Below are 23,265 nucleotides of genomic sequence, written 5' to 3'. Positions count from 1 at the left end.
GAAAGGGGAGCAAGCCAATGCAAATGCGGAAGCCGCACGGGAGCGGCACGACCATCTCGAAGGACTTCTCGGACGTCTGGTCCGGGACGTTGAGACAAAGAGTGCAGGACTGGAAGGAGGCAGGCGCGAAGGGCCAGCCAGACCTGAGGGCGTTCACGGGTTATTTCCCCTTCCTGCTGACCTGCCGGGAGGCACAGGTGCCCCCGCCGGGCTGCTGGCGAACCTGGCTGTTCCAGGGCGGGCGCGGGGCGGGCAAAACCCGCGCCGGGGCCGAATGGGTGCGCTGGCGGGCGATCTGCGGCGCCGGGCGGATCGCGCTAGTCGGGCCGACGCTGCACGATGCGCGCGAGGTGATGATCCATGGCGAGAGCGGCCTGATGAATGTCGAACCGGAAACCCGCTGGCGGCCGGTCTACCACGCTTCGCGCCGGATGCTGGAGTTCGTGAACGGGGCCCGGGCCTACGTATTCTCGGCGGAAGATCCGGACAGTTTGCGCGGGCCGCAATTCGACGCTGCCTGGTGCGACGAGGCGGCGGCCTGGCACTATGGGCAAGCGACATGGGACATGCTGCAGATGGGCCTGCGGCTTGGGCCGCATCCTGCTGCGTTGGTGACGACGACGCCCCGGCCGACCGCGCTGATGCGGCGGCTGCATGCCGCGCCGGACACGGTGGTGACGCAAAGCGCGACACGGGAGAATGCGGATCATCTGGCGCCCGGCTTCCTGTCGGCGATGGAGGCTGCCTATGGCGGCACACGCCTCGGGCGGCAGGAACTGGAAGGCCGGATGGTGGAGGACCCTGAGGGCGCGCTGTTCCTCCGCTCCCGGATCGATGAGGCGCGTGTCGGTATTGTTCCCGCGCTGTGGGACGTGGTTGTGGCGGTCGATCCGCCCGCGACCAGCGGCGAAGCGGCGGACGCCTGCGGTATCATCGCGGCGGGCCGGGTGGGGAATGACGCTTATGTGCTGGGCGATGCCTCGGCGCGCGGGCTGCGCCCGCTGGACTGGGCCGGGCGGGCGGTGGCGCTGGTCCGCCGGGTGGGGGCGCGCGAAGTGATCGCGGAAGCAAACCAGGGCGGCGAGATGGTGCGGCAGGTGCTGGAGACGGCGGGTTGTCCGGTGCCGGTGCGGCTGGTGCACGCGCGCCTGTCGAAGCGGGCGAGGGCCTTGCCGGTGGCGACCCTCTACGAGCAGGGCCGCGTGCATCATGCCGGCCAGTTCGGAGACCTCGAAGACGAAATGTGCGCGTTCGGGGCCGAGGGCTTTGCAGGATCACCTGACCGCGTGGATGCGCTGGTCTGGGCCGTGTGGGCGCTGATGCTGGACGAAGCGGTGCTGGGCGTGCGCCAGCTGTGAGCCGGTCAGCCGCCGGTGCGGAAGCTCTTGCGGCCGAAATAGGAACCGGACGAGGCTGGCTTTGCCGCTTCGGCTTCTGCAGGGGCTTCTGCCGGGGCCTCGGTGGCCGGTGCAGCGTCTGGCGTCTTGCCGTCCATCAGGTCGCGGATCCAGGCGCAGGCGGCGCCAGCGGTGGAAACTTCGATGTCCGGCACGGTCTTGTCGAGGCGGCGGGCGAGCAATCTCGCCTGGTGCGCCGTCAGCGATTTCAGCTGGGCTTCGAAAATGTCCTTGCCGACCGCATCGCGCAGGGCGCGCATGACTTCCACCGTCTGCCCGGCGGAGATCATCAGCTTCTTGGTGAGCAGGCCCGCGGCGGCGGCGTATTCCTTTTCGCCGAGCGCGCTGAAGGCCTGGTTCAGGAGGGCTGTCAGCGCCTCGGCGCCGGCCTTGTGTGCGTCGCCGCTCATGCCAGCGCCGCCTTCACTTCGGCCAGCAGGTCCTTGACCACGGGCAGGGCGCCGCCGGACCATTTGGCATCGATCGTCGGCTCGGGGCCAAGCTCGATCGGGTTGGTGGCAAAGCCGGACTTCATCGGGATGACGGTCTTGAACATGGTGAACTCGGCTTCCTGCGCAGCCGCTGCTTCGCGCATCGCGTTCAGCACGACCTGCTGGTGAGGAGAATTGTCATACCGGGTCGCCAGCACCATGGGGAGCTTTTTCACGTCGCGGTCGCGCAGATTGCTCATCACGTCACCGGTGAAGAGGTCGAGGCCGAGCGTGGACATGAAGTCCGGAATGGTCGGCACAATCACGAGGTGGCTGGCGGCGAGCACCGATTCCGTCATTGTCGAAATGCCGGGCGGGCAGTCGCACAGGATGACGTCATACTTCGCCTTCAGCAGGTTGAAGTCGTCGCGCAGGCGCCGGCCGACCTGGTTCTCCAGGGCTTCCATGGAATAGCCCTGCTCGGTCAGGTGATAGATCAGTTCTTTCTCGGTCTTGCGCAGGCGCGGGCTCGACGGAATCAGGTCCAGCGGCAGCGGCTTGCCGTTCGCGGTCACGTCGGAGGCGTCGGTGACGATGAACTCTTCCAGCCGTTTCTGCTCGTTGGCCTCGAAATTCTCCAGCAGCCAGTCCGAGATGGTGGCGTAGTCATTGATCGCCTGGAACAGGTGCTCGTCGCCCTCATGGCCGAAAACGAGCAGGGACGCGTTGGCCTGCGTGTCGAGGTCGACGACCAGAACCCGGCGGCCTTCCGCAGCGAAGGCTTCCGCCAGGCTGACCGTTGTTGTGGTTTTGCCGACGCCACCCTTGGAATTGGCAATCGAAATGACACGTGCCGACATTCTTCAGCTCCCAGACCCCTCAATATGGAAGAACCGACAAAGCAGATTTGGCCCCCGATGGCTACGCCTGAACGTCGCAGTTCTGTGGGAAATTGCAGCGCCTCTCCCGCAGGATTAGCAATACGACACACTGAAAAGTCAGGATAATTCCAAACTGAATCCTCCGGGGGAAGGCCGCGTCTTAACTTCACGCCATCAAACGACGGAGGCGGATGCGGCGGAATGGCGTGGAACTGGATCCCTGGAAAAAACAGGCAAGAGTCGAAATCTGCCCCACCGCTGGTGGCGCTGACCGATCCCGGCGGGCCGAACTGGGGCGGCCGGGATGGTGGCGCGCTGACCCGCGACGGCTATCTGCGCAACGCGGTCGCCTATCGCTGTGTGCGCATGGTGGCCGAAGCGGCGGCCTCGGTCCCGCTGGTGACAGCGCACGAGGCAGCAGCCCGGCTGATCCGTAAACCGGCGCCGGATGTGGCAGGGCCGGCCTTCCTGGAAGGCGTCTACACACAGCTTCAGCTGCACGGGAATGCCTTCATCGAGGCGGTGCGCCTGCCGGACGAGGGGGAGGGCATTGCTGCGCTCTATCCGTTGCAGCCGGGCCGCGTGCGCCCCATCACCGATGGCCGGGGCTGGGCCGAACGCTGGGCAGTGCGTGAGCGCAAAGGCGAACGCCAGCTGCCGCGTGAGGCGGTGCTGCACCTGAAGCTGTTCCACCCGCAGGACGACATTCTGGGCCTTCCGGCACTTGCCCCGGCCCGTCGCGCGCTGGACCTGCACAATGCTTCCGCCGACTGGGCGAAATCCCTGATCGACAATTCGGCGAAACCCTCCGGCGCGCTGATCTGGTCCGGCCATGGCCGCATGCCGCCCGAACAATTCGACCGGCTGAAGGCAGATCTCGACGCGCTCTATTCCGGCGCGGCCAACGCAGGACGGCCCTTGTTGCTGGAAGGCGGGCTCGACTGGCGGCCGATGTCGCTGTCGCCGGCTGACATGGATTTCCTGGAGGCGCGCAACAGCGCTGCGCGGGAGATTGCACTGGCGCTGGGCGTGCCGCCACAGCTGCTCGGCATTCCTGGGGACAATACGTATGCGAACTACAAGGAAGCCAATCTCGCCTTCTGGCGCATGACCGTGCTGCCGCTGGCCGAGAAGATGGCGGCGTCCTTGTCGGTCTGGCTGGACGAGCCGCTGGGCGGCGATGTGGAGGTGCGCTGCGACCTCGACCGCGTGCCCGCACTTTCCGCCGAACGGGAAGCCCTGTGGGCAAGGCTGGAAGCAGCTTCCTTCGCAACGCCGGAAGAGAAACGCAAACTGGCGGGGCTCGGCTGATGGAGATCGAAAAGAAAGTCACGGTCGGCCTGATCGTTGCCATCCTCGTCCAGACCGGCGGGGCGCTCGTCTGGGCGGGCTCTGCCGCCGAACGCATTCGCGCCGTGGAGACGGAACTCGACGACCGCAAGATGGTCTCCGAGCGCCTGGTGCGCGTCGAGGCCCAGCTGGAAAGCGTGAGCGGTCAGCTGAACCGGATCGAGCGCCGCATGGAGGCGCGCGATGAGTGAGCTGTTGATCGAAGGCTACGCCGCCCTGTTCGGGATACCGGACCAGTCGGGAGACGTCGTGCGCGCGGGGGCGTTCGCGCACACACTCCGGTCCGGGGCCGCCCTGCCGATGTTGTTGCAGCATCGGCAGGGCGCGCTGGCCGGGCGCTGGACGCGCATCGCCGAAGACGGGCGTGGCCTGTTCATGCGTGGGCTGATCGAAAATACCGGTGTGGAGCGGCTGGTGCGGGAGGGCCTCAGCGGCCTCTCCATCGGCTTCCGCCCGCGCCTCTGGAAGCCGCTGCCCGGCGGCGGACGGGAACTGATCGAGGTGGATCTCGTGGAGGTCTCGCTGGTGCAGGCGCCGATGCAGGCACGGGCGCGGTTCACGGTGATGGAAACAGTGGCGGCACACGCCGCGTGAAGTTTGGTGAAGGAGAAGGAATGACCAAGGAAACCAAGATGGCGGGCGGCAACAAGGCGGCGGAGGCCGAATTGATGGCCGCGTTCGAAGCCTTTCGCGAGGCCAACGATGCGCGCCTTGCCGAGATTGAATCGAAAGGCGCAAGCGATCCGCTGACGGATGAGCGTCTTGCCCGGATCGACCGGCGGCTGGAGGCGTTGAGCCTGAAAATGGCGCGGCCGGAAGCGGGCGTAGCACCCGCTGCGGAGCCGGATGCCCGCACCGAAGCCTGGGGGCGCTACCTGCGCCAGGGTGACGACAGCGGCCTCGCGAGGCTGGATGTGAAGGCGCTGAACACCGGCACCGACGCGCAGGGCGGCTATGTTGCCCCGCCCGAACTCGACCGGCTGATTGAAGCGCGCCTTCTGGCCGCGAGCCCGATGCGTCAGATCGCGACCGTGCGGCAAACTTCTGCCGGGACCTATCGCAAGCCCGTCAGCCTCGGCGCAGCGGCAAGCTGGGTGGCGGAGGAAGGCGCGCGGACGGAGACGGCGCATTCCGGTCTCTCCCTGCTGGAGTTCCCGGCGGGCGAGCTCTACGCGATGCCCGCGGCAACGCAGGCCCTGCTGGAGGATTCCTATTCGGATATCGACGCCTGGCTGGCCGACGAGGTGGAGAATGCCTTTGCCGCGCAGGAGTCTGCCGCCTTCGTTACGGGCGACGGCACGAACAAGCCGAAGGGCTTCCTCGATTACACGATCATCGCTGAGGCGAGCCACACCTGGGGTCAGATCGGCTCTGTCGCCGGCGACTTCACAGCGGTGAACGCGGCCGACCAGCTGATCGACCTGATCTACACGCCGAAATCCCAGTTTCGCGCCAATGGCCGCTTTGTGATGAACCGGCGTACCGTGGCCGCCGTCCGCAAGCTGAGGGATGGTGACGGGCGTTACCTCTGGCAGCCGGGCACGGGCGGAGACCCGGCGACGATCCTCGGCTATCCGGTGACGGAAGTCGAAGACATGCCGGACATCGGCGTGGGCAATGCGGCCATCGCCTTTGGCGACTTCCGCCGCTTCTACCTGATCGCCGACCGGCAGGGCGCCCGCGTCCTCCGCGACCCGTTCAGCGCCAAGCCCTACGTCCTCTTCTACACGACCAAGCGTGTCGGCGGCGGCGTGCAGAACTTCGACGCCGCGAAGGTGATGGTCTTCTAATGGCGTCCCCTCTCGCGTCATCCCCGACCGCGAAGCGGTCTGGGGATCCATCTCCGGTCGTTTCCTCATGTGCGTGAGGCGCTGGCGGGAGATGGGCCCCCTGACGGGCGGGGCCCGTCGGGGGTGACGCCACCAGAAAATTCACTCTCTCAGAAAAGGAAACCAACATGTTTGAATCTGTCATCGTCTCCATCATCCGCCAGGCCGCGCTGCTGACCAAGGCACAGCAGGACGAGTTCACCACGAAAGTGGCCGAAGCCGTCGCCACCCTGATCAATTCGACCGAGACCGAAATCGACGACGAACTGATCCGCTCCATCGGCCTGCCGATCGGCTCGGCCGTGGTCGAGAAACTGGAGACGCTGGTCTAAGAGGTTCCGTATCGCCGCTTCGTCCTCCGGGGCGGGGCGGCAGACGGAGCAAGACCACAAGCAACGCGCAGGCGCAGGCGCGCCGCCGACAGGCGGCAACAGCGCTGAGCAAGGAAAAGAACATGAGCAATCTGACGGTGATCACACCGCCAGCGGGGGCGGCTTTGTCTCTGGCTGCGGCGAAGGAGTATCTCCGCATAGGGCATGACGGGGAGGACGGGCTGGTCGCGGCGCTGATCCCTGCGACGGAGGCGCGGCTGGAGACGGCGGGTGGCCTCGCGCTGGTGACGCGGACGCTGAAGCGCAGCTGGGAGAGTTGGCCTGCGGGCATGACGCGGAACGGAGCGCGCCTGTTGCCCGCGCCTGCGACAGCGTTGGTCGCGGTCGAGATCGTCGGGCTGGAAGGCGGGACGGAAACCGTCACGACGCGCTTCGTGCTGGAAGCCGGGCGGCTGAAGCTGAAGCCCTTCGTGGCTTTGCCGTCCATCCCGCTCGGCGGGCGCGTCGAGGTGACGTTCGTCGCGGGCTATGGTGACGCAGCGGATGTGCCGGCGGATCTGGTGCAGGCGCTGAAGCGGCTGGTGCTGGTGGCTTACCAGCGGGCCGAGGACGCTGACATGCTGGAAGATGTCGCGGCGGTGCTGGCCGCACGCACCGAGGTGCGGCTGTGAGCGGGCGGGCGGAGGAGGCCGTGCAGGCGGCGCTGATGACGCTGCTGCGCGCCGATGCGGGCGTGAAGGCCGTCTTCGGGGTGCCCGCCCGCGTGCTGGACGCGGAGAGCGAGGAGCCGCTCTATCCCTACGCGCTGATCGACAGGCACGAGTCGAGCCCCGCCGGGGCAAGTCTGGTGGACGGGCTGGAGCATCGCATCACGCTCGCCTGCTACACCCGCGACTATGGCGTGCGCGGCGCGAAGGAGTGCCTCTCGGCCCTGAGGGCGGCGGTGGAAGGCGCGGTCTGGGCCGTTGAAGGCCAGCACATCGTGCTGTCGCAGGTCATCTTCGCGGACGCCATGCGCACGCCGGACAAGCGCGCCTTTCGCGGCGTGGTGCGGATACGGATCATTTCAGAGGAGGCCGCCTGATGGCTGGGCAGAAAGGCAGGGATATCCTGCTGAAGATTTCAGATGGGGCGGGCGGCTACGTCACGCTGGCAGGCATTCGCGCGAGCAAGATCCAGCTCTCCGCCGCTTTGGTGGACGCCACCAGTGCCGACAGCCCGGAGGCCTGGCGCGAACTGCTGGCCGGGGCCGGCGCGAAGGCGGCCAGGGTTACCGGCCGGGGGGTGTTCAAGGATGCGGCCAGCGATGCACGCATGCGCGCTGTCTTCTTCGCGGGCGAGACGCCGGACTGGCAGTTCATCCTGCCGGATTTCGGCACATTATCGGGGGCGTTCCAGGTCAGCGAACTCAGCTGGAGCGGCGAACATGACGGCGAGGCGGAATTCTCCGTCACGCTGGAAAGCGCGGGGCTGGTCAGCTTCGAGGCGATGCCATGAACGCGGCACGTGGAGAGACCAGTCTGATGATCGGCGGAGAGGCGCGACGCCTCTGCCTGACGCTCGGCGCGCTGGCGGAGATCGAGGCGGCGTTCGGCTGCAAGCGGATGACGGAACTGGATGCGCGCTTGCGCAGTCTTTCCGCTGCAGACCTGACACTCGTGCTGGCGGCGCTGTTGCGGGGCGGCGGTGAGGACGAAGCGGCGACTCGTCTCGGCAGCGCGGACGTCTCCCCCGGCGCCGCAGCGCGCGCGGTGGCAGAGGCGTTCCGGCTGGGGCTGGCGGCCTGATGTTGCCCTCCCTTTTTCCCTGGGCGGTGATGCTGCGCGCAGCCCTGTCCGCCGGGATCGCGCCCGACGCGTTCTGGCGGCTGTCCCTGCGAGAATGGCGCTGGCTGGCCGGTGAAGGCGGCGAAGCGATGAGCCGTGGGCGGCTCGCGGCGCTGATGGGCGCCTTTCCGGATGGAGAAGACGAATGAACAATTTCGAGAGTGATCTCGCCTCGGCGGCCGATGCGCTGCAGGCGCTGGCGGAGGGACCGGGCGCGGAAGCGGCGAACGCGCTGGAGGCCGCCTTCGGCAAGGCGGGCGAACGGATCGAAGCGACGCTGGCGCAAGCCGCGCGCAGCGGCGAGCTGGACTTCCAGCGCATGGCAGATGCGATCCTGCGCGACATCGCGCGTGTCGCTGCCGAGGCCGTGTTCAATGGCGGGCAGCAATCCTCCGCCCTGAACGTCAACATGAATTTCGCGCAGGGGACGGAGCAATCTGCCGTGACCGGGCGCAATGCCATCGGCGCCGTTCTGGCGCGCCTCGTCAGTCAGGGAGGGCGGTTCCTGTGAGCCTCAGCAATTTCCACGAAGTGAGTTTTCCCGTGCCACTGGCGCTGGCGGCGAGCGGCGGGCCGGAGCGGAAGACCGAAGTCGTGACGCTGGCGAGCGGGGCGGAGGCGCGCAATGCGCTATGGGCCGGTTCCCGGCGGCGTTGGGATGTCGGAAGTGCCGTCACGCGGCTGGATACATTGCAGGCGGTCGTTGCGTTCTTTGAGGCCCGTGGCGGGCGGCTGAGTGGCTTCCGGTTCCGCGATGCGCTGGACGAACGAAGCTGCGCGCCGGGCGGCACGGTGAGCGCGACGGACCAGGTGATCGGCACGGGGGATGATGAAACCAATTCTTTTCAGTTGGTGAAAGCATACGGCTCCTATTCGCGGCGCATCCTTAAGCCGGTGGCGGGCAGTGTCGTCGTGGCGGTGGATGGTGTGGCTACCCCGGCCGCGGTGGATGAGACCACGGGCATTGTCACACTGGGCACGGCGCCAGTGGCAGGCGCCGTCATTTCAGTAGGCTACCGGTTCGATTGCCCGGTCCGGTTTGATACCGACCGAATGGACGTAAACCTCGAAGCCTTTGGCGCGGGCCGTTTGCTGAGCATTCCGCTGATCGAGCTGGTGGGCTGATCCATGCGGTTGATTGACAATGAATTCGCGGCCCGGCTCGAGAGCGGCGCGACGACGACCTGCCTCTGCTGGCGCCTGACGCGCAGCGATGGCTTCGTGCTGGCGGCGACGGAACATGACCGGGCGCTGCTTGTGGATGGTGTGACCTACCAGCCGGGCGGGGCGCTGAGTGCGGGCAGCTTCACGCAGGGCGCTGGCCTCCAGCCGGGGCAGGCCGCAGCGGGGGGCGTGCTGGCCGATGACGCGATCACGGAAGCCGATCTTGCACAGGGTCTGTGGGATGGCGCGCGCGTCGACGTCCTGCGCGTGGACTGGGAACGGCCTGACCTGTTCGTGACGATCTGGAGCGGGCGCCTCAGCGAAGTAACGCGCGGACCGGGCGGGTTCGAGGCAGAGCTTGTCTCACTGAAAGCAGATCTGGAGCGGCCCGTCGGGCGCGTCTATGCGCGCGCCTGCGATGCGGTGCTGGGCGATACGCGCTGCGGCGTGGAGACGGGCGCGTTTCCGGACCTTTCCTGTGACCAGCGCTTTTCGACTTGCCGGGATGTGTTTGGCAACACTGAAAACTTCCGGGGCTTCCCGCATCTTCCGGGGGCGGAGTTCGTGCTGGAAGGCCCGGCAGCGACCGGCAACAATGGGGGCAAGCGATGACACGGGCAGATGTGGTGGCCGCCGCGCGCGGCTGGATCGGCACGCCTTACCGGCATCAGGCCAGCCTGAAAGGCGCAGGCTGTGACTGTCTCGGCCTTGTGCGCGGCGTGTGGCGGGACCTGGTCGGGCCCGAACCCGAGGCGGCGCCAGCCTATTCACCCGACTGGGCCGAGGCGCTGGGCGAGGAGACGCTGCTGGACGCGGCGCGCCGTCACCTGATCGAAATACCGGTTGGTGCGGCTGGCGCCGGTGATGTCCTGCTGTTCCGCATGGCGGCGGGCGTTCCGGCGAAACATTGCGGCATCGCCACCGGCGAAGGCACGCTGGTGCATGCCTATTGGGGACGGTCGGCGGTGGAGACGCGGCTGGTGCCGTGGTGGCAGCGGCGGGTGGTGGCGGCGTTCCGCTTTCCAGGGGTGGAGGACTAGGCATGGCACAGATTGTATTGTCTCAGGCCGGGGCGGCGCTGGGGCGCCACCTGCTGCCGCAGGGCCTGAAATTCCTGGGCACGCAGGTGGCAGGGGCGGCGATTGGGCGGGCCGCTGGTGCGCTGGCAGGCAGTCTGATCGATGCGCGGCTGGCGCCGCCGGTGGAAGGCCCGCGTGTGAAGACGCTGCCGGTGATGGAGTCGCGCGAAGGCGTTGGCATTCCATCTGTCTATGGGCGGATGCGGGTCGCCGGGCAGGTGATCTGGGCGTCCCGGTTCCGGGAGCATCGCGCGACGCAGTCCAGCGGCAGCAAGGGCGGCCCCCGCGTGACGACTTATGACTATACGGTGAGTATCGCGGTGGCATTGGGTGAAGGGCCGGTTCTGGCCGTGCAACGCGCCTGGGCGAATGGCGCACCGCTTGACCTGTCGCAAGTGACGCATCGCCTCTATCGCGGGGAGGAGACGCAGGCGCCCGATCCGCTGATCGAGATGATCGAGGGTGCGGCGCCAGCCTATTGCGGCACGGCCTATATCGTGTTCGAAGATCTGCCGCTGGATGATTTCGGCAATCGCATCCCGCAGTTGAGTTTCGAGATCGTCCGTGTGCCGCCGGGCAGTGACGCGCCGGGGCTGGATGCCTCGGTGACAGGGGTGAACATCATTCCGGCCTCCGGCGAGTTCGTCTATGCGACGGAGATCGTGCGGGAACGTTTGCGCCGGGGGCAGGAACGGGCGCTGAACGCAAACTCCGGCGAGGCGCGGGCGGACTTTCTCGTCTCGCTGGACCAGCTGGAGGCGGACCTGCCGCGCGTGAACCGGGCGGCGCTGACCGTCGGCTGGTTCGGCACCAGCGTCGCGGCGGGAGTGTGCGAGATCCATCCCGGCGTGGAGACGCGGGAGCGGGTGACCGTGCCGCAGGGCTGGAGCGTCGCCGGGCTGGACCGGGCGGGCGCCTATCTCGTCTCGCGGGATGCGGAAGACCGGCCGAACTATGGCGGCACGCCGTCCGATGCATGCGTAAAGCAGGCGATTGCCGAGATGACGGCACGCGGGCTGGCCGTGACCTTCTCGCCTTTCCTGTTCATGGACAGCGAAGGGTTCCCGTGGCGCGGGCGTGTATCTGTGAATGCGGATGGTACGGCGGCGGCGCGCAGTGAGATTGATGGGTTCGTCAACGGGGCGGCGGGCTTCCGGCGGTTCATCCTGCACTATGCGGCCCTCTGCGCGGAGGCAGGTGGTGTGGAAGCCTTCCTGATCGGTAGCGAGATGGTGGGCCTGACCCGCGTGCGGGATGAGGCAGGCGCGTTTCCGTTCGTGGAGGCGCTGGTGTCGCTGGCTGCCGAGGTGAAAGCGATCCTGCCGGGGGCGAACGTCTCCTATGCCGCGGACTGGACGGAATACGGCGCCTATGTGCCCGGCGATGGCAGCGGCGACGTGCTGTTCCCGCTGGATGAACTGTGGGCGAGCGCGGACGTGGATTTCGTCGGTATCGACTGGTATCCGCCCATGGGCGACTGGCGGAGCGGGACAGATCATCTGGACGCGCTGGCAGGCTATGCCGGGCCGGATGATCCGTCGTATCTTACCTTCCAGATCAGCGGCGGGGAGGCGTATGACTGGTACTATGCCAGCCAGGCCGATCGGGACGCACAAATGCGTACACCGATCAATGACAGCGCGCATGGTGAGCATTGGGTGTTCCGCGCGAAGGATCTCTCGGGGTGGGCCGGGAATGCACACTATCCGCGTCCGGCCGGGGTGAGGGCGGCGGCGCCGACGGGCTGGGTGCCGGGGTCGAAGCCCATCCGCCTGAGCGAGATCGGCTTCGGGGCGGTGGACAAGGGCGGCAATGCGCCGAACCTGTTCTACGATCCCAAGAGCACCGAAAGCGCCCTGCCGCCATATTCTACCGGATCACGGGATGATGTGTTCCAGCGTCAGGCGCTGGCGGTCACGCTGGCGCACTGGGAGGCGAGCCCGCTGGTGGAGGCGGCAATGGTCTGGGCGTGGGACGGGCGGCCGTTCCCGGCCTGGCCACTGCGGGACGATATCTGGGGCGATGGGGGTAATTGGCCCCGCGGGCACTGGCTGAACGGGCGGGCGGGGCTCGCACCGCTCAGCGATGTTGTGAGGGACGTATGCGCACGGGGCGGCGTGGAGGCCGTGGATGCCAGCGCCCTTGATGGCGTGGTGCAGGGCTTTACGCTGGATGGTGTCTACAGCGTCCGCGGGGCGCTGGAACCGTTACGGCTGGCCTTTGGCTTCGAAGCGGTGGAGCGGGACGGGATGATCGTCTTCGTCATGGAAGGCGACGGGCCGATCCACGAAATCGACAGTGGGCGGATCGGGGAAGCTGGCCTCATCACGACGCGGGCCTTGCTGGACAAATCGCCCGGGCGGCTGCGTCTGCAATATGTCGATGGCGGTGAGGACTTCGGACCCTCACTGACCGAGGCACGCCGGGCAGGTGGAGACGTCCGGCTCACCGCCAATACGAGCGTGCCGCTGCTGCTCTCTTCCATCGAGGCGGACGAGATTGCCGGGCGGTTGCTGGCGCGCGCGACCAGCGGGGAGACGGCGGAGATTGCATTGCCGCTGTCCGGGCTAGCGGTTGAGCCGGGCGATGCGGTGCGGCTGGACGGCGGTATGTTGTGGCGTGTCGGCGAGGTGGTGGACCGAGGTGCGGAGCGCGTCCTGTCTTTGAAGGAAGACCTGCCCGCGGCGAGCCGGGTTCGGTCCGTTGGCAGCGGCGGTGTGCCAGAGCCTGCGCCCGTCTTCGGCGGCGTGGACCTGGTCCTGATCGATGGGCCGCGTCTTGCCGGAGAGGTGGCGGGTGTGCGCGTTGCCGCCTGGGCAGACCCATGGCCAGGCGAAGTGCAGGTGCTGGCAGGGCCGGACGCCGGGTCGATGAGCGCGCGGACTGTCCTGTCCCGGCCTGCCGTCACCGGCTTTCTTGCCACAGCCGCAGCGCCCGGACCTGTCGGCCGATGGGACCGCAGCAATACGCTCCTTGTGGAAACGACTGGCACGTTCGCCAGCTTGCCGGCATCGCAGGTGCTTTCCGGTGGCAACACGCTGCTGCTGGAAACGGTAGAGGGGTGGGAACTGCTCCAGTTCGAGACGGCGGAATTGATTGGTCCGGATCTGTGGGCACTTTCGGGCCTGTTGCGCGGCCAGCGCGGCAGCGTCAGCGCCGCGGCGGAGGCGGGCGCACGCGTCCTGCTGCTCGACGGATCGGATGCGTTGACGGCATTGTCACCGACAGAGATGGGCCTGGAGCTTGCCTGGCAAGTATCCGGGGATGACGAGCGCATGTCTCTGGCCTTCAATGATGAAGGCGGGCGGCCCTGGCCGGTTTGCCATCTGAAGGCATCGGGAGCGCAGCTGAGCTGGGTGCGCCGCGGGGCAGGCCTGCCGGAGAGCTGGACCCTGCCGGAAGCCGAGAACACGGGCCGGTTCGCGGTTCAGTTCGATACAGGCACCGGATTTGGCGCCGAGACAGTGGTCGAGATCCCTTCGGCGGAGATCCCTCCCGGGGCGATTGCTGCACGTGTTGCTGAAGTCGGTGCAGATGGCCGCATGGGTATATGGGTTCCAATCCCCCTCGGGACGCCCTAACTGTATGTCAGCAAATGACTTACCAGAAGGATCCGACTCACTTGGCCATCGACCCCTACATCGTGCTTGGCGTTCCGCGCTCGGCGACGGAGGCCGAGATCAAGAAGGCTTACCGGGCAAAGGCGAAAGCCTTGCACCCGGACCAGCACAAGGATGATCCGAAAAAGGCTGAAGAGTTCAAACGTGTCTCAGCAGCCTATGAGATCCTGGGCGACAAGGAAAAGAAAGCGAAATTCGACCGCGGCGAGATAGACGGCGACGGCAACCCGACCGGCTTTCCCGGTGGCGGCCATCCGGGCGGTGGCGGCGGATTCCGCTGGCAGAGCACGTCCGGGCAAAGTCCGTTCGAAGGCGCGCAGGGCGACCCGTTCGAGGATATTCTCTCCGGCATGTTCGGCGGTGGCCGATCCCGGCGTGGTGGCCCCGGTCCGCAGAAGGGCCGCGATGTCCGCTATCGGGTCCAGGTCGATTTCGAGGACGCCGTGCTGGGCGCCCGCCGGCGCATGACCATGGCTGACGGCCGCGCACTGGACGTGAATATCCCCGCCGGGATCGACAGCGGTCAGACGCTGCGCCTGAAAAGCCAGGGCCAGCAATCGCCATATGGCGGGCCGCCCGGCGATGCGCTTCTGGAGATTGAAGTTCGCGCCTCGAAGATCTGGGAACGTGACGGCAAGGATCTGCGCATGAAGCTGCCGATCGGCCTGAAGGAAGCAGTTCTTGGCGGCAGTGTGGAAGTGAAGACACCTTCCGGGCACGTCACGCTGAAAGTGCCGGCCGGATCCAATACCGGCGCGCAATTGCGGCTGAAGGGCAAGGGCGTGAAAACCACGCCGCCGGGCGACCTCTATGTCCGGTTGGAAATCGTCCTGGATAACCCGAAGGATGAAGGCCTGCGCAAGTGGGCCGAGAAGTCCTGATCAAGCGCTTGTCTGCTCAGGCAGCCTGAAATGTGATAGGGTCCCTCCATAACCGCCACAGAAGCGGGGCAAGATGGAGGGATACTCAATGCGCACGAAACTCTTGTTCGCGGCCGCCAGCGTGCTGGCCCTGTCTGCTTGTCAGGCTACTAAACCCGCCGGTCCGGCAGAGACGCTTGTCGCTTCGGATGTTCAGGAAGATCTCGCCACGCGGGCCGGAGCGCCGCTGTTCGAAGGCATGGGCGCGTTTCACCGTCCCGTGACCACGGCTAGCGAAGACGCGCAGAAATACTTCGATCAGGGAATGGTGCTGGCGTTTGGCTTCAATCATGCCGAGTCGATCCGGTCCTTCCGGGCGGCGCAGAAACTGGATCCGAACTGCGCGATGTGTTTCTGGGGTGAGGCGCTCGCGACCGGGCCAAACATCAATGTCACCAGCAAGGGCAAGGCGGTGATGTCACCGCAGGACAGGGCAGCAGCCTATGCGGCCATCCAGAAGGCGGTTGAACTGAAGGAGTTTGCCAGCCCGGCAGAGCAAGACCTGATCGATGCGCTGGCGACCCGGTACAGCGCGGATTTCGAAGCAGAACGTGAACCACAGGACATCGCCTATGCCGAAGCCATGGGGCAGTATGTGGCCGATCATCCGGATGATGACGATGCGGCTGCGATCTACGCAGAAGCCTGGATGAACACGATGCCATGGGATTACTGGTCGGCTGACGGCTCTCCCAGGGAGGAGACGGTGAAGGTTATCGACGCGCTGGAAACGATCCTCGCCCGTTCGCCGGAACACCCTCTGGCGCTGCATCTCTATATCCATGCGGTCGAGGCCTCTGCGAATCCGGGCCGGGCAGAAGACGAGGCAGACACGCTGGCGACCCTTGTGCCGGGGTCTGGCCACCTGGTTCACATGCCCGCGCACATCTACTGGCGCGTCGGGCGCTATGACGATGCAGCCAAGGCCAACATTCTCGCGGCCAAGGTGGACGAGGACTATATCGCCCAGTGCAATGCGCAGGGCTTCTATCCAGCGCTGTACTATCCGCACAATATCCACTTCCTGTGGGCGGCCGCCAGCATGTCGGGGCAGAGCGCCCTGGCGCTGGATGCCGCGGACAGGCTATCGGATAATGTGCGTATAGAGCAGATCCGGGAATTCCCGACGATCGAATTCTTCAAGACCGTCCCGATGCTGGCGCATGTCCAGTTCGGACTATGGGACGAGATCCTGGCGATGGAGGCGCCGCCCGCCGATCTCGATTATTCCAACGCCATCTGGCACTACGCCCGCGGCGTCTCGCTGGCGCGGAAAGGCAAGGCACACCTGGCAGCTCTGGAAGAGGAACAGCTCGCCGCGGTGAAGGATACCGTCCAGATTCAGTTCATGGACACGAATGACTATCCGGCGGGTACGCTTCTGAATATCGCGGACGCTCTGCTGCGTGGAGAGATCGCCATGGCAGATGACGACTGGGATACGGCTATTCCCTACTTTGCGGAGGCGGTCAGCCTTCAGGACGCGCTGCCCTATACGGAGCCGCCTTTCTGGTACTATCCGACGCGTCAGTCATTGGGTGAGGCCCTCATGATGGCCGGCAAAAATGCAGAAGCTGAAGCGGTGTACCGGCGCGACCTGGAGGAATACCCCCACAATGGCTGGTCCATGGCCGGCCTGGCAAAGGCGCTGGAGGCGCAGGGCAAAGCGGATGAAGCGATGCAGGTGCGCCACCATCTGGCTACGGCATGGGCAAATGCGGATGTCGAACTGACTGGATCGCGGCTGTAGGCGGCTTTCAACCGGAAGTACGGCCTGCAGGTTTGACCGGCGAGGAATACCCAATAAGGTAAATCCTCTCCGGAGGAACGAAATGCTGGAACTGCTACGGGCGATACTGAAAGCCGAGACGGTGTTCGGCCTCAGTGTGCCGAGCATGGCGGCATTCAATGCGCTTGGGTTTACCAGGGCATATTATTTGACGCCGATCGTTATGGATCGGACAGTCGGACCGGCGATGTTCAACCTCGGCTATCCAGCGGAATGGGAAGAAGCCTATCGGAACGCGCCAAAAGGGTCCGATCCATTGCCCTTTATTGCCCTGCGAATTGGCAGGCCTTTCAGGTGGGGCAAGCTTCCAGGCACGCTGTCTTTGCAGCCTTCCGAGATTGCCTACATCAAATCCCTGGAGAAGTGGGGGATGTCGGATGGGATCGGGATCCCGGTTTATGGGTCTGCTGCGCGTGTAGGATTTGTAGGGATTAGCGGACCGAAAGAGCCCGACGGGCTTGAAACGGCAGACATGGAGCTTCTGTGGGTTGTCGCAGAGACCTCGTATCTTCGCTATTGTGAGCTGATCGTCGCCGACGCCGAACCGGTACCGCGCCTGTCCAGCCGGGAACTGGATGTGCTGCACCAGATGGCAGAAGGGAAGAGTAACGCATCCATCGCGAGAAACCTGGACCTGTCACAAGAGACGGTGGACACCTATGCGCGGCGGATATTTCTGAAATTGAACGTATCAGACCGGACATCTGCCGTGATCAAAGGCGTATCCCGCGGCATCGTCATTGCTTCTGAGCCGCAGATCGAAAAGGCGATTCGGGACCGTCATCCCGATTATGGGGTGTCGAAAGAGACTGAATGATTCAAAACGGTATCGTTCACTTCACATTCAGCGCTTTGCCCCTATACCGCAGCGTATGAAACGGATTGCCGCCTTTTTTCTGGCTCTTGGCCTTGTCGTCGCGCCTGCCGCGTCGGCACAGGGCTGGGCCAACCAGTTCTCGCCCGGACAGGCGCGCGATTCGCGCAATCAGGGGCAAACGGTGCCGCTGAGTCAGATTTTCAACAATCTGAAGCGGCAATATGGCGGCTACCAGCTGGGTGCCGACCTGTACGACCGGGGCAACGGCAAATCGGTCTACGAGATCGACTGGATGACCAAAGATGGCCGCAAGATGCATTTCGTGGTCGATGCGCAAACGGGCGCCATCCTTGACCGCCGCGGTGCCTGAGCCAACATTAGCCCTTAGCCATTTCAGGGAGTAGCCGAACCATGCGTATCCTGGTTGTTGAAGACGATGCTGACCTGCGCCGCCAGCTGGCCGACGTGCTGGGGCAGTCAGGCTATGCGGTAGACCTCGCCGCCGATGGTGAAGACGGTCACTTTCTGGGTGATACCGAGCCGTATGACGCCGTGATCCTGGACCTTGGCCTGCCCAAGATGGATGGGGTGAGCGTGCTGAAGAAGTGGCGCGCCGACGGCAAGTCCTTCCCGGTCCTGATCCTGACCGCCCGCGATTCGTGGAGCGAGAAGGTGGCCGGGTTCGATGCCGGCGCCGACGACTACCTGACCAAGCCGTTTATCACGGAAGAGCTGCTGGCCCGCCTGCGAGCCCTGTTGCGCCGTGCCGCCGGCCACTCTGCTGCAACGCTGGAAGCCGGCAAGCTCATGGTGGACACGCGCGCCGCGCGCGCCATGATCAATGGCGAACCGATCAAGCTGACCGCGCATGAGTATCGTGTGCTGTCCTACCTGATGCACCATCAGGGCCGGGTTGTTCCGCGTACGGAGCTGGTCGAACACATCTATGATCAGGATTTCGACCGCGACTCGAACACGATCGAAGTGTTCATCGGCCGGCTACGCCGCAAGATCGGGCAGGACCGTATCCAGACAGAACGCGGCCTCGGCTATCGTCTGGTTGTGCCGGAGAATGAAGCACGCGTGGCCGGCTGATGCCGGCCCGTGCTGACCGCCGGGTATGAGCGAAGCTGACACCAGACCTGATACATTCCTCGACCGCTGGACGCGCCTGTCCTTGGCGCGGCGGATCATCCTGGCGGCTGCCGTCTGGGGCCTGATCGTGCTGATCGGCGGAGCGGTCGCCCTGTCGGCGCTTTACCGGGCTCAAACACTGTCTCTTCTCTCCGACGATCTGGACCAGACCCTGATCACCCTGACGCGCGACATGACGCGGGAAGGCGCGTTCCTGCCGGACGGCCGGGTGACGGACGACAATCACGTCTTCCTGTCGACGGATTCCCGGTACCAGACTCAGTATTCCGGCCGCTACTGGGCGATCGTTGCGGTCAATGACGAGGGGGACGCCGTCGGTGACCTCCGTTCCCGCAGCCTGTGGGACGAGCCCGTGCCGATGTCGCCGCGGCTTTTGAAGCGGGCGCTTGCCACACCGGGCACGACACAGTTCGGCATCGGTCCGGGCCCAGCGGGTCAGCGCATCTTTGCAGCGGCCAAAGCGATCCTCGTCGAGAACCGTGAGACGCCTCTGGTTCTGGTCGCCGCTGCTGACAGGGCGCAGAACGATGCCGCCGCGACTCGGTTTCGCAACCTGCTGATCGGCACGATGGTCGTCCTGTTCGGCAGTGTGTTCGCTGCGATGGTCGCAGGTATTCGCTATTCGCTGCGGCCTCTGGTGAAGCTTGGTCATGACATTGCGGAGATCCGCGAGGGCACGCGGCTGAAACTGCCGGATGATTACCCTTCCGAAGTGCAGCCGCTGACGGAAGAACTGAACAAGCTGGTCGACCACAACCGCGAAGTCGTGGAGCGGGCGCGCACGCATGTCGGCAACCTCGCCCATGCCCTGAAGACGCCGATCGCGGTGCTGCGCAACGAAGCGACCGGCGGCACACAGCTGGACGACGTCGTGCGCCGGCAGGTCGATTCCATGCAGACCAATGTGGAGCACTACCTGAAGCGTGCCCGTATGGCCGCACGGGCCGAGGCGCTGGGGGCCCGGACTGAAGTTCGCCCCGTTCTGGACGGTATCGCCCGGCTGATGAACCGGCTTTACGACGCGAAGGGTATCGATGTGTCCGTGTTCGGCGGCGAGGCTGCCGTCTTCCGCGGGGAACAGCAGGACCTTGAGGAAATGGTCGGCAATCTCATGGAGAACGCCTGCAAATGGGCGAAGGCCGATGTGCGGGTGCAGGTAGAGGACGATCCGGAGGAATTGCGGATCGAAGTCGACGATGACGGGCCGGGCCTGACCGCTGAAGAACGCGAAGGCGCCCTCAAGCGCGGGGTGCGACTTGATGAAACAACCCCGGGTACCGGGCTGGGTCTGTCGATTGTCACGGAGCTGGCAGAGCTGCATAAGGGCGTGCTTGAACTGGATGAGGCCCCGGCCGGGGGCCTTCGCGCACGCCTGAGGTTTCCGAAACGATGAACCGCCTGAATATTGCTGTCGCCGGTCTCTGCGTCGCTGTGGCCGTGGCAGGCTATCTGGCGGTGGGCAAGCCCGGCATGCCGGATGAACCGATGGAAAAGCGGCAGGAAAGCCTCGCCCAGAAAATCGCCACTGCGCCGGAAACGCTGACGCCCGCAGAGACCCTGTCGCGCCTCGAACTCGCGACCCAGAAGCGCCCGAACGACCCGCAGCCGCACTTCTTCATCGGCGAGATGCTGCGCGCGGAGGGCCGCCCGGAAGATGCGGCGCGGGCTTACCAGTCCGCCCTGCGGCGGGACGAGGATTTCGTTCCGGCACTGGTGGCGCTGGCCGATACGGTCGTGGCCTTGTCCGGCGGCGGTGTCAGCCCGCAGGCGACCCGGCTCTATGGCCGGGCCTATGAACTCGACCAGACGCAGGTTCGCGCCGGCATGTGGGCGGCGATGGGCGCCGCGCAGGCGGGTGACCAGGACAAGGCCGAACAGGCCATGCGGTACATCTACAATCATCTCGCTGAAGATGACCCGCGCCGTGAGCGGTTTCGCGGCATGATCGAAGCCATCGGGCAGGGCGACGAAGCCGCGCCTTCACCAGAAGCTGCGCCGACGGAATAGAACTGTGTTTCCCAGGCGCGAGCAGGGGTATAGTAGTCAACTTTCCGGAGAAGCAGGCCATGGAAATCAGTGGTATGGCCCACGTCATTCTGACTGCGGGCGACTTTGAGAAATCAGCGGCATTCTATCGCCGTTTTCTACCGGCACTTGGCATGACCATCGTGTCGGATGACGAGAACGTCCTTTACGGCGTGGGCGCACGCACGGCGATCGGTATACGACCTCCGGATGCCAAACACGCCGGCGAGCGCTTCGTTCAGGAGCGTGCCGGGCTGCACCATTACTGCTTGCGGGCGAAAGACCGCGAAACGGTTGACGAAGTGCATGCATTGTTGATGGAACTCGGCGCAACCATCGTTCATGCACCGGAAGCCGGACCTTGGGCGCCGGGATATTACTCCGTACTCTTCGAAGATCCGGACGGTATCCGTGGAGAGGTGAACTTTGTGCCTGGCAAGGGTGTTCTGGTCGATGGCGGAGCCAGCTTTCGTCAAATCTAGGTGTTTGCGGCCACTTTCGAATTATCGGGAAGCAATGGGCAAAAGGAACGGTGAGTGCGCATCGGGCCGCATCACAGAAGGTGGCGCACCAGTCTCTTGATAAGGAGCTGTGATTGACGGCCCTCATCTGCCGGGCACGATTCAATCGTGAATCGGCATTTCTGGCCGTCAGGCGTTGTGACGGTCAGGTCATCGTCCCTGGCAGTCGTTTCCAGCCGATGCCGCACATAATGCGGCCCGTAATTCCGGGGTGGCAGTTTTGTGTTGATGAGTGCTGCAATGTCCGTTGCACCGTGGATGTCTCCGAACGGAGACGCGGTGGACCAGACACCCTCCGTATGGAACAGGCTTGCCGCCGCCTCGCCGTCGCGCCGGTCCACACAGTCCAGAAAGCGCGCCAGCAATGCCCGTTCGGAGTGCCGGGCAATGTGGGCCGTATGCAGCAGGGCGTGCGCTGCCTTTGAATTCGGCTCTCCGAGTTCCATTTCATAGAGTTTACGGACATCTGCATTCTCATAGGAACGCCTGCGCGGTGCGCCCGCATCCATGTCATAGATCGCCTTGCTGCGTTTCTTCAGGACATCGGGATCCATGGATTTCGGCTCACCGCCGCCGCCAAGGCAACCGCCCGAGCAGGCCATGACCTCAATTGCTATGAATTCCGTACGCCAATCATCTGTCTCAAGCATGCGCTGGGCGGCGGCAATGCCGTTGCATACGGCGACCGTGCCGACACCGGGGATGGCTGCCGTCTTCACCGCATCGCGCACCCCTCGCAATTGCTGCCATTCCAGCGGGATCTGGTCTTCCAGACCCTTGAGGTGCGCGGCGGTGCGCACCATCGCCTCCATCACACCTCCGGACGCCCCGAAGATCTGGGCGGCGCCCGTGCTCTCACCGAGCGGGCTGTCGAAGCGGCCGTCTTCGGCAAGGGCACCGAAGGCGATGCCGCGGGACCGGATCATCCGGGCGAGTTCGCGCGTGGTCAGTACATGGTCCACGTCGCCAGACATGCCGGGCAGCTTTGCCTCGTCTTTCTTGGCGGTGCAGGGCATCACGCTGACGACGTAAGGCTCTGTACTTCCTTCCGAGAACTCCGGCCCGAGTGACCGCGCGAAGTTCCCCCGCTTGGCGATGGCGCCGTGCATCTGCTGAGGGGATTTGGTTGTGCTGAGATGGGGGAGGAGGTCTGGCCGGTTGAGTTCGAGCCAGTTCACCCAACCTGGGCAGCAGGACGTAAAAAGGGGAAGATCCGTCCCGGCTTCCAGTCTCGACAGGAGTTCCGTCCCTTCCTCCATGATGGTGAGGTCGGCTGTGAAGTTCGTGTCGAACACATAGTCAAACCCAAGCTGGCGCAGCGCATTGATCAGCCTGCCGGTGCTGACCGTCCCTGGTTTCATGCCGAACTCTTCGCTGATCGCGATACGCGTCGCCGGCGCTATCTGAACCACCGAGATGCGCTTGCCGGAGTCGAGTGTGTGCAGGACGTCGTGCCAGTGGGGGGCTTCGATCAAGGCGCCCACCGGGCAGACAAGCGTGCACTGGCCGCAGGAGATGCATGCCGTTTCAGACAAGGGCTCGTCGAAGACGGTGACGGGAACACGGTCGTATCCGCGTTCCGCGAAGCCGATGATGAATTGCTGCTGGCCGGCTTCACCACACGCTTCAGCGCACAGGCCGCATTCGATGCATTTGGACAGGTCGCGCCAGATGCTGGGCGATGTGTGATCTGCCGGAGGGTGCTCGGGATGTGCTGCAGAGCCAGGAGGGACTTCCTCCCAGCGCTCCTCCCACTGGTTTTCCGCGACCAGTGTCTGCAGCTTGCAGGATCCATTGACCTCGCAGTGCATGCAATCATTGGGGTGCCGCGCGAGTAGCCATTCCCCATTGCTACGGCGGAATGCCTGAAGCGAAGTCGACTCCGTTTCGACGATATCGCCTTGTTTGGCGAGAGTGGTGCAAGCCGGTTGCGGTTTTTGTTCGCCCTGAACCTCCACCAGGCACATCCGGCAGACGGAATGCGATGGCAGGCCCGGATAATGGCAAAGTGTCGGGATATGTATGCCGGCTTCTTTGGCGGCATCGAGCAGAGTACCGCCCTCCACGACTTCGATGGTACGTCCATTGATCGTCAGTTCGATCATCCGAAGAAGGCCTCAGATACTGCT

General features: G+C 65.1%; 27 protein-coding genes. 24 read left to right on the top strand and 3 right to left on the bottom strand.

Annotated features, from left to right (window positions below):
• Positions 1-23: 23 nt before the first annotated feature.
• Positions 24-1,358 carry a DNA-packaging protein gene (locus tag R3C98_RS11805; RefSeq protein WP_371314278.1) on the top strand — a complete coding sequence of 445 codons (1,335 nt, stop codon included), beginning with the start codon at positions 24-26 and terminating at the stop codon, positions 1,356-1,358.
• A gap of 5 nt (positions 1,359-1,363) precedes the next feature.
• Here the strand turns inward: R3C98_RS11805 and R3C98_RS11800 are convergent, their stop codons facing one another.
• Complete coding sequence (locus R3C98_RS11800; protein ID WP_371314277.1) at positions 1,364-1,807, bottom strand: hypothetical protein; 444 nt, start codon at positions 1,805-1,807, stop codon at positions 1,364-1,366.
• Positions 1,804-2,688, bottom strand: a complete 885-nt coding sequence (locus R3C98_RS11795) for a ParA family protein (protein ID WP_371314276.1) — start codon at positions 2,686-2,688, stop codon at positions 1,804-1,806. The genes R3C98_RS11800 and R3C98_RS11795 overlap by 4 nt, the downstream gene beginning before the upstream one ends.
• A 222-nt stretch (positions 2,689-2,910) precedes the next feature.
• Between R3C98_RS11795 and R3C98_RS11790 the strand changes: the two genes are divergently transcribed.
• The 23 genes from R3C98_RS11790 (at position 2,911) to R3C98_RS11680 (ending at position 21,097) form a co-directional block, all read left to right on the top strand.
• Positions 2,911-4,020: a phage portal protein gene (locus R3C98_RS11790; protein WP_371314275.1), complete on the top strand. Its 1,110-nt coding sequence runs from the start codon at positions 2,911-2,913 to the stop codon at positions 4,018-4,020.
• Positions 4,020-4,250: a hypothetical protein gene (locus R3C98_RS11785; protein WP_347447886.1), complete on the top strand. Its 231-nt coding sequence runs from the start codon at positions 4,020-4,022 to the stop codon at positions 4,248-4,250. The genes R3C98_RS11790 and R3C98_RS11785 overlap by 1 nt, the downstream gene beginning before the upstream one ends.
• On the top strand, positions 4,243-4,653 hold the full coding sequence (locus R3C98_RS11780; RefSeq protein WP_371314274.1) for an HK97 family phage prohead protease: 411 nt from the start codon (positions 4,243-4,245) through the stop codon (positions 4,651-4,653). The genes R3C98_RS11785 and R3C98_RS11780 overlap by 8 nt, the downstream gene beginning before the upstream one ends.
• A gap of 20 nt (positions 4,654-4,673) precedes the next feature.
• Positions 4,674-5,849 carry a phage major capsid protein gene (locus R3C98_RS11775; RefSeq protein WP_371314273.1) on the top strand — a complete coding sequence of 392 codons (1,176 nt, stop codon included), beginning with the start codon at positions 4,674-4,676 and terminating at the stop codon, positions 5,847-5,849.
• 167 nt (positions 5,850-6,016) lie between these two features.
• Entirely contained in the window at positions 6,017-6,220 is a 204-nt protein-coding gene (locus R3C98_RS11770; RefSeq protein ID WP_371314272.1) for a hypothetical protein, read from the top strand.
• 122 nt (positions 6,221-6,342) lie between these two features.
• Positions 6,343-6,891 carry a hypothetical protein gene (locus R3C98_RS11765; protein WP_371314271.1) on the top strand — a complete coding sequence of 183 codons (549 nt, stop codon included), beginning with the start codon at positions 6,343-6,345 and terminating at the stop codon, positions 6,889-6,891.
• Between the two features lie 20 nt (positions 6,892-6,911).
• Positions 6,912-7,304: a DUF3168 domain-containing protein gene (locus R3C98_RS11760; protein ID WP_371314270.1), complete on the top strand. Its 393-nt coding sequence runs from the start codon at positions 6,912-6,914 to the stop codon at positions 7,302-7,304.
• Positions 7,304-7,717, top strand: coding sequence for a phage major tail protein, TP901-1 family (locus R3C98_RS11755; protein WP_371314269.1), 414 nt, complete (start codon positions 7,304-7,306; stop codon positions 7,715-7,717). The genes R3C98_RS11760 and R3C98_RS11755 overlap by 1 nt, the downstream gene beginning before the upstream one ends.
• Positions 7,714-8,007, top strand: coding sequence for a GTA-gp10 family protein (locus R3C98_RS11750; RefSeq protein ID WP_371314268.1), 294 nt, complete (start codon positions 7,714-7,716; stop codon positions 8,005-8,007). Before R3C98_RS11755 ends, R3C98_RS11750 begins: the two co-directional genes overlap by 4 nt.
• Complete coding sequence (locus tag R3C98_RS11745; RefSeq protein ID WP_371314267.1) at positions 8,007-8,195, top strand: phage tail assembly chaperone; 189 nt, start codon at positions 8,007-8,009, stop codon at positions 8,193-8,195. The genes R3C98_RS11750 and R3C98_RS11745 overlap by 1 nt, the downstream gene beginning before the upstream one ends.
• Positions 8,192-8,557 carry a phage tail tape measure C-terminal domain-containing protein gene (locus tag R3C98_RS11740; RefSeq protein ID WP_371314266.1) on the top strand — a complete coding sequence of 122 codons (366 nt, stop codon included), beginning with the start codon at positions 8,192-8,194 and terminating at the stop codon, positions 8,555-8,557. Before R3C98_RS11745 ends, R3C98_RS11740 begins: the two co-directional genes overlap by 4 nt.
• Positions 8,554-9,171, top strand: a complete 618-nt coding sequence (locus R3C98_RS11735) for a TIGR02217 family protein (protein WP_371314265.1) — start codon at positions 8,554-8,556, stop codon at positions 9,169-9,171. The genes R3C98_RS11740 and R3C98_RS11735 overlap by 4 nt, the downstream gene beginning before the upstream one ends.
• Positions 9,172-9,174: 3 nt before the next feature.
• Complete coding sequence (locus R3C98_RS11730) at positions 9,175-9,822, top strand: DUF2163 domain-containing protein (protein WP_371314264.1); 648 nt, start codon at positions 9,175-9,177, stop codon at positions 9,820-9,822.
• A complete protein-coding gene (locus R3C98_RS11725; protein ID WP_371314263.1) occupies positions 9,819-10,250 on the top strand; it encodes an NlpC/P60 family protein in 432 nt (143 codons plus the stop codon). Before R3C98_RS11730 ends, R3C98_RS11725 begins: the two co-directional genes overlap by 4 nt.
• A 2-nt stretch (positions 10,251-10,252) precedes the next feature.
• Positions 10,253-13,870, top strand: coding sequence for a glycoside hydrolase/phage tail family protein (locus tag R3C98_RS11720; protein ID WP_371314262.1), 3,618 nt, complete (start codon positions 10,253-10,255; stop codon positions 13,868-13,870).
• Between the two features lie 14 nt (positions 13,871-13,884).
• The gene (locus tag R3C98_RS11715; protein ID WP_371314261.1) at positions 13,885-14,790 is read left to right on the top strand and encodes a DnaJ C-terminal domain-containing protein; all 906 of its coding nucleotides are present in this window, start codon (positions 13,885-13,887) and stop codon (positions 14,788-14,790) included.
• An 88-nt stretch (positions 14,791-14,878) separates the two neighbouring features.
• Positions 14,879-16,579: a tetratricopeptide repeat protein gene (locus R3C98_RS11710; protein ID WP_371314260.1), complete on the top strand. Its 1,701-nt coding sequence runs from the start codon at positions 14,879-14,881 to the stop codon at positions 16,577-16,579.
• Between the two features lie 82 nt (positions 16,580-16,661).
• Positions 16,662-17,435, top strand: a complete 774-nt coding sequence (locus R3C98_RS11705) for a LuxR C-terminal-related transcriptional regulator (RefSeq protein ID WP_371314259.1) — start codon at positions 16,662-16,664, stop codon at positions 17,433-17,435.
• A 55-nt stretch (positions 17,436-17,490) separates the two neighbouring features.
• Positions 17,491-17,805 (top strand): PepSY domain-containing protein, encoded by a 315-nt coding sequence (locus R3C98_RS11700; RefSeq protein WP_371314258.1) that lies wholly within the window; start codon positions 17,491-17,493, stop codon positions 17,803-17,805.
• Between the two features lie 41 nt (positions 17,806-17,846).
• Positions 17,847-18,530, top strand: a complete 684-nt coding sequence (locus R3C98_RS11695; protein ID WP_371314257.1) for a response regulator transcription factor — start codon at positions 17,847-17,849, stop codon at positions 18,528-18,530.
• Between the two features lie 25 nt (positions 18,531-18,555).
• Positions 18,556-19,983 (top strand): ATP-binding protein, encoded by a 1,428-nt coding sequence (locus R3C98_RS11690; protein ID WP_371314256.1) that lies wholly within the window; start codon positions 18,556-18,558, stop codon positions 19,981-19,983.
• Entirely contained in the window at positions 19,980-20,597 is a 618-nt protein-coding gene (locus R3C98_RS11685) for a tetratricopeptide repeat protein (protein WP_371314255.1), read from the top strand. The genes R3C98_RS11690 and R3C98_RS11685 overlap by 4 nt, the downstream gene beginning before the upstream one ends.
• A 59-nt stretch (positions 20,598-20,656) precedes the next feature.
• The gene (locus R3C98_RS11680) at positions 20,657-21,097 is read left to right on the top strand and encodes a VOC family protein (protein WP_371314254.1); all 441 of its coding nucleotides are present in this window, start codon (positions 20,657-20,659) and stop codon (positions 21,095-21,097) included.
• A 71-nt stretch (positions 21,098-21,168) separates the two neighbouring features.
• On the opposite strand, the gene R3C98_RS11675 is transcribed toward R3C98_RS11680, so the two are convergent.
• Positions 21,169-23,241 carry a [FeFe] hydrogenase, group A gene (locus R3C98_RS11675; RefSeq protein WP_371314253.1) on the bottom strand — a complete coding sequence of 691 codons (2,073 nt, stop codon included), beginning with the start codon at positions 23,239-23,241 and terminating at the stop codon, positions 21,169-21,171.
• Positions 23,242-23,265: the final 24 nt, after the last annotated feature.

Source organism: Hyphomonas sp. (genome assembly GCF_041398465.1).
GTDB lineage: Bacteria > Pseudomonadota > Alphaproteobacteria > Caulobacterales > Hyphomonadaceae > Hyphomonas.
Note: the sequence above shows the minus strand (reverse complement) of the source record. Positions and strands in the feature narration are given on the sequence as shown.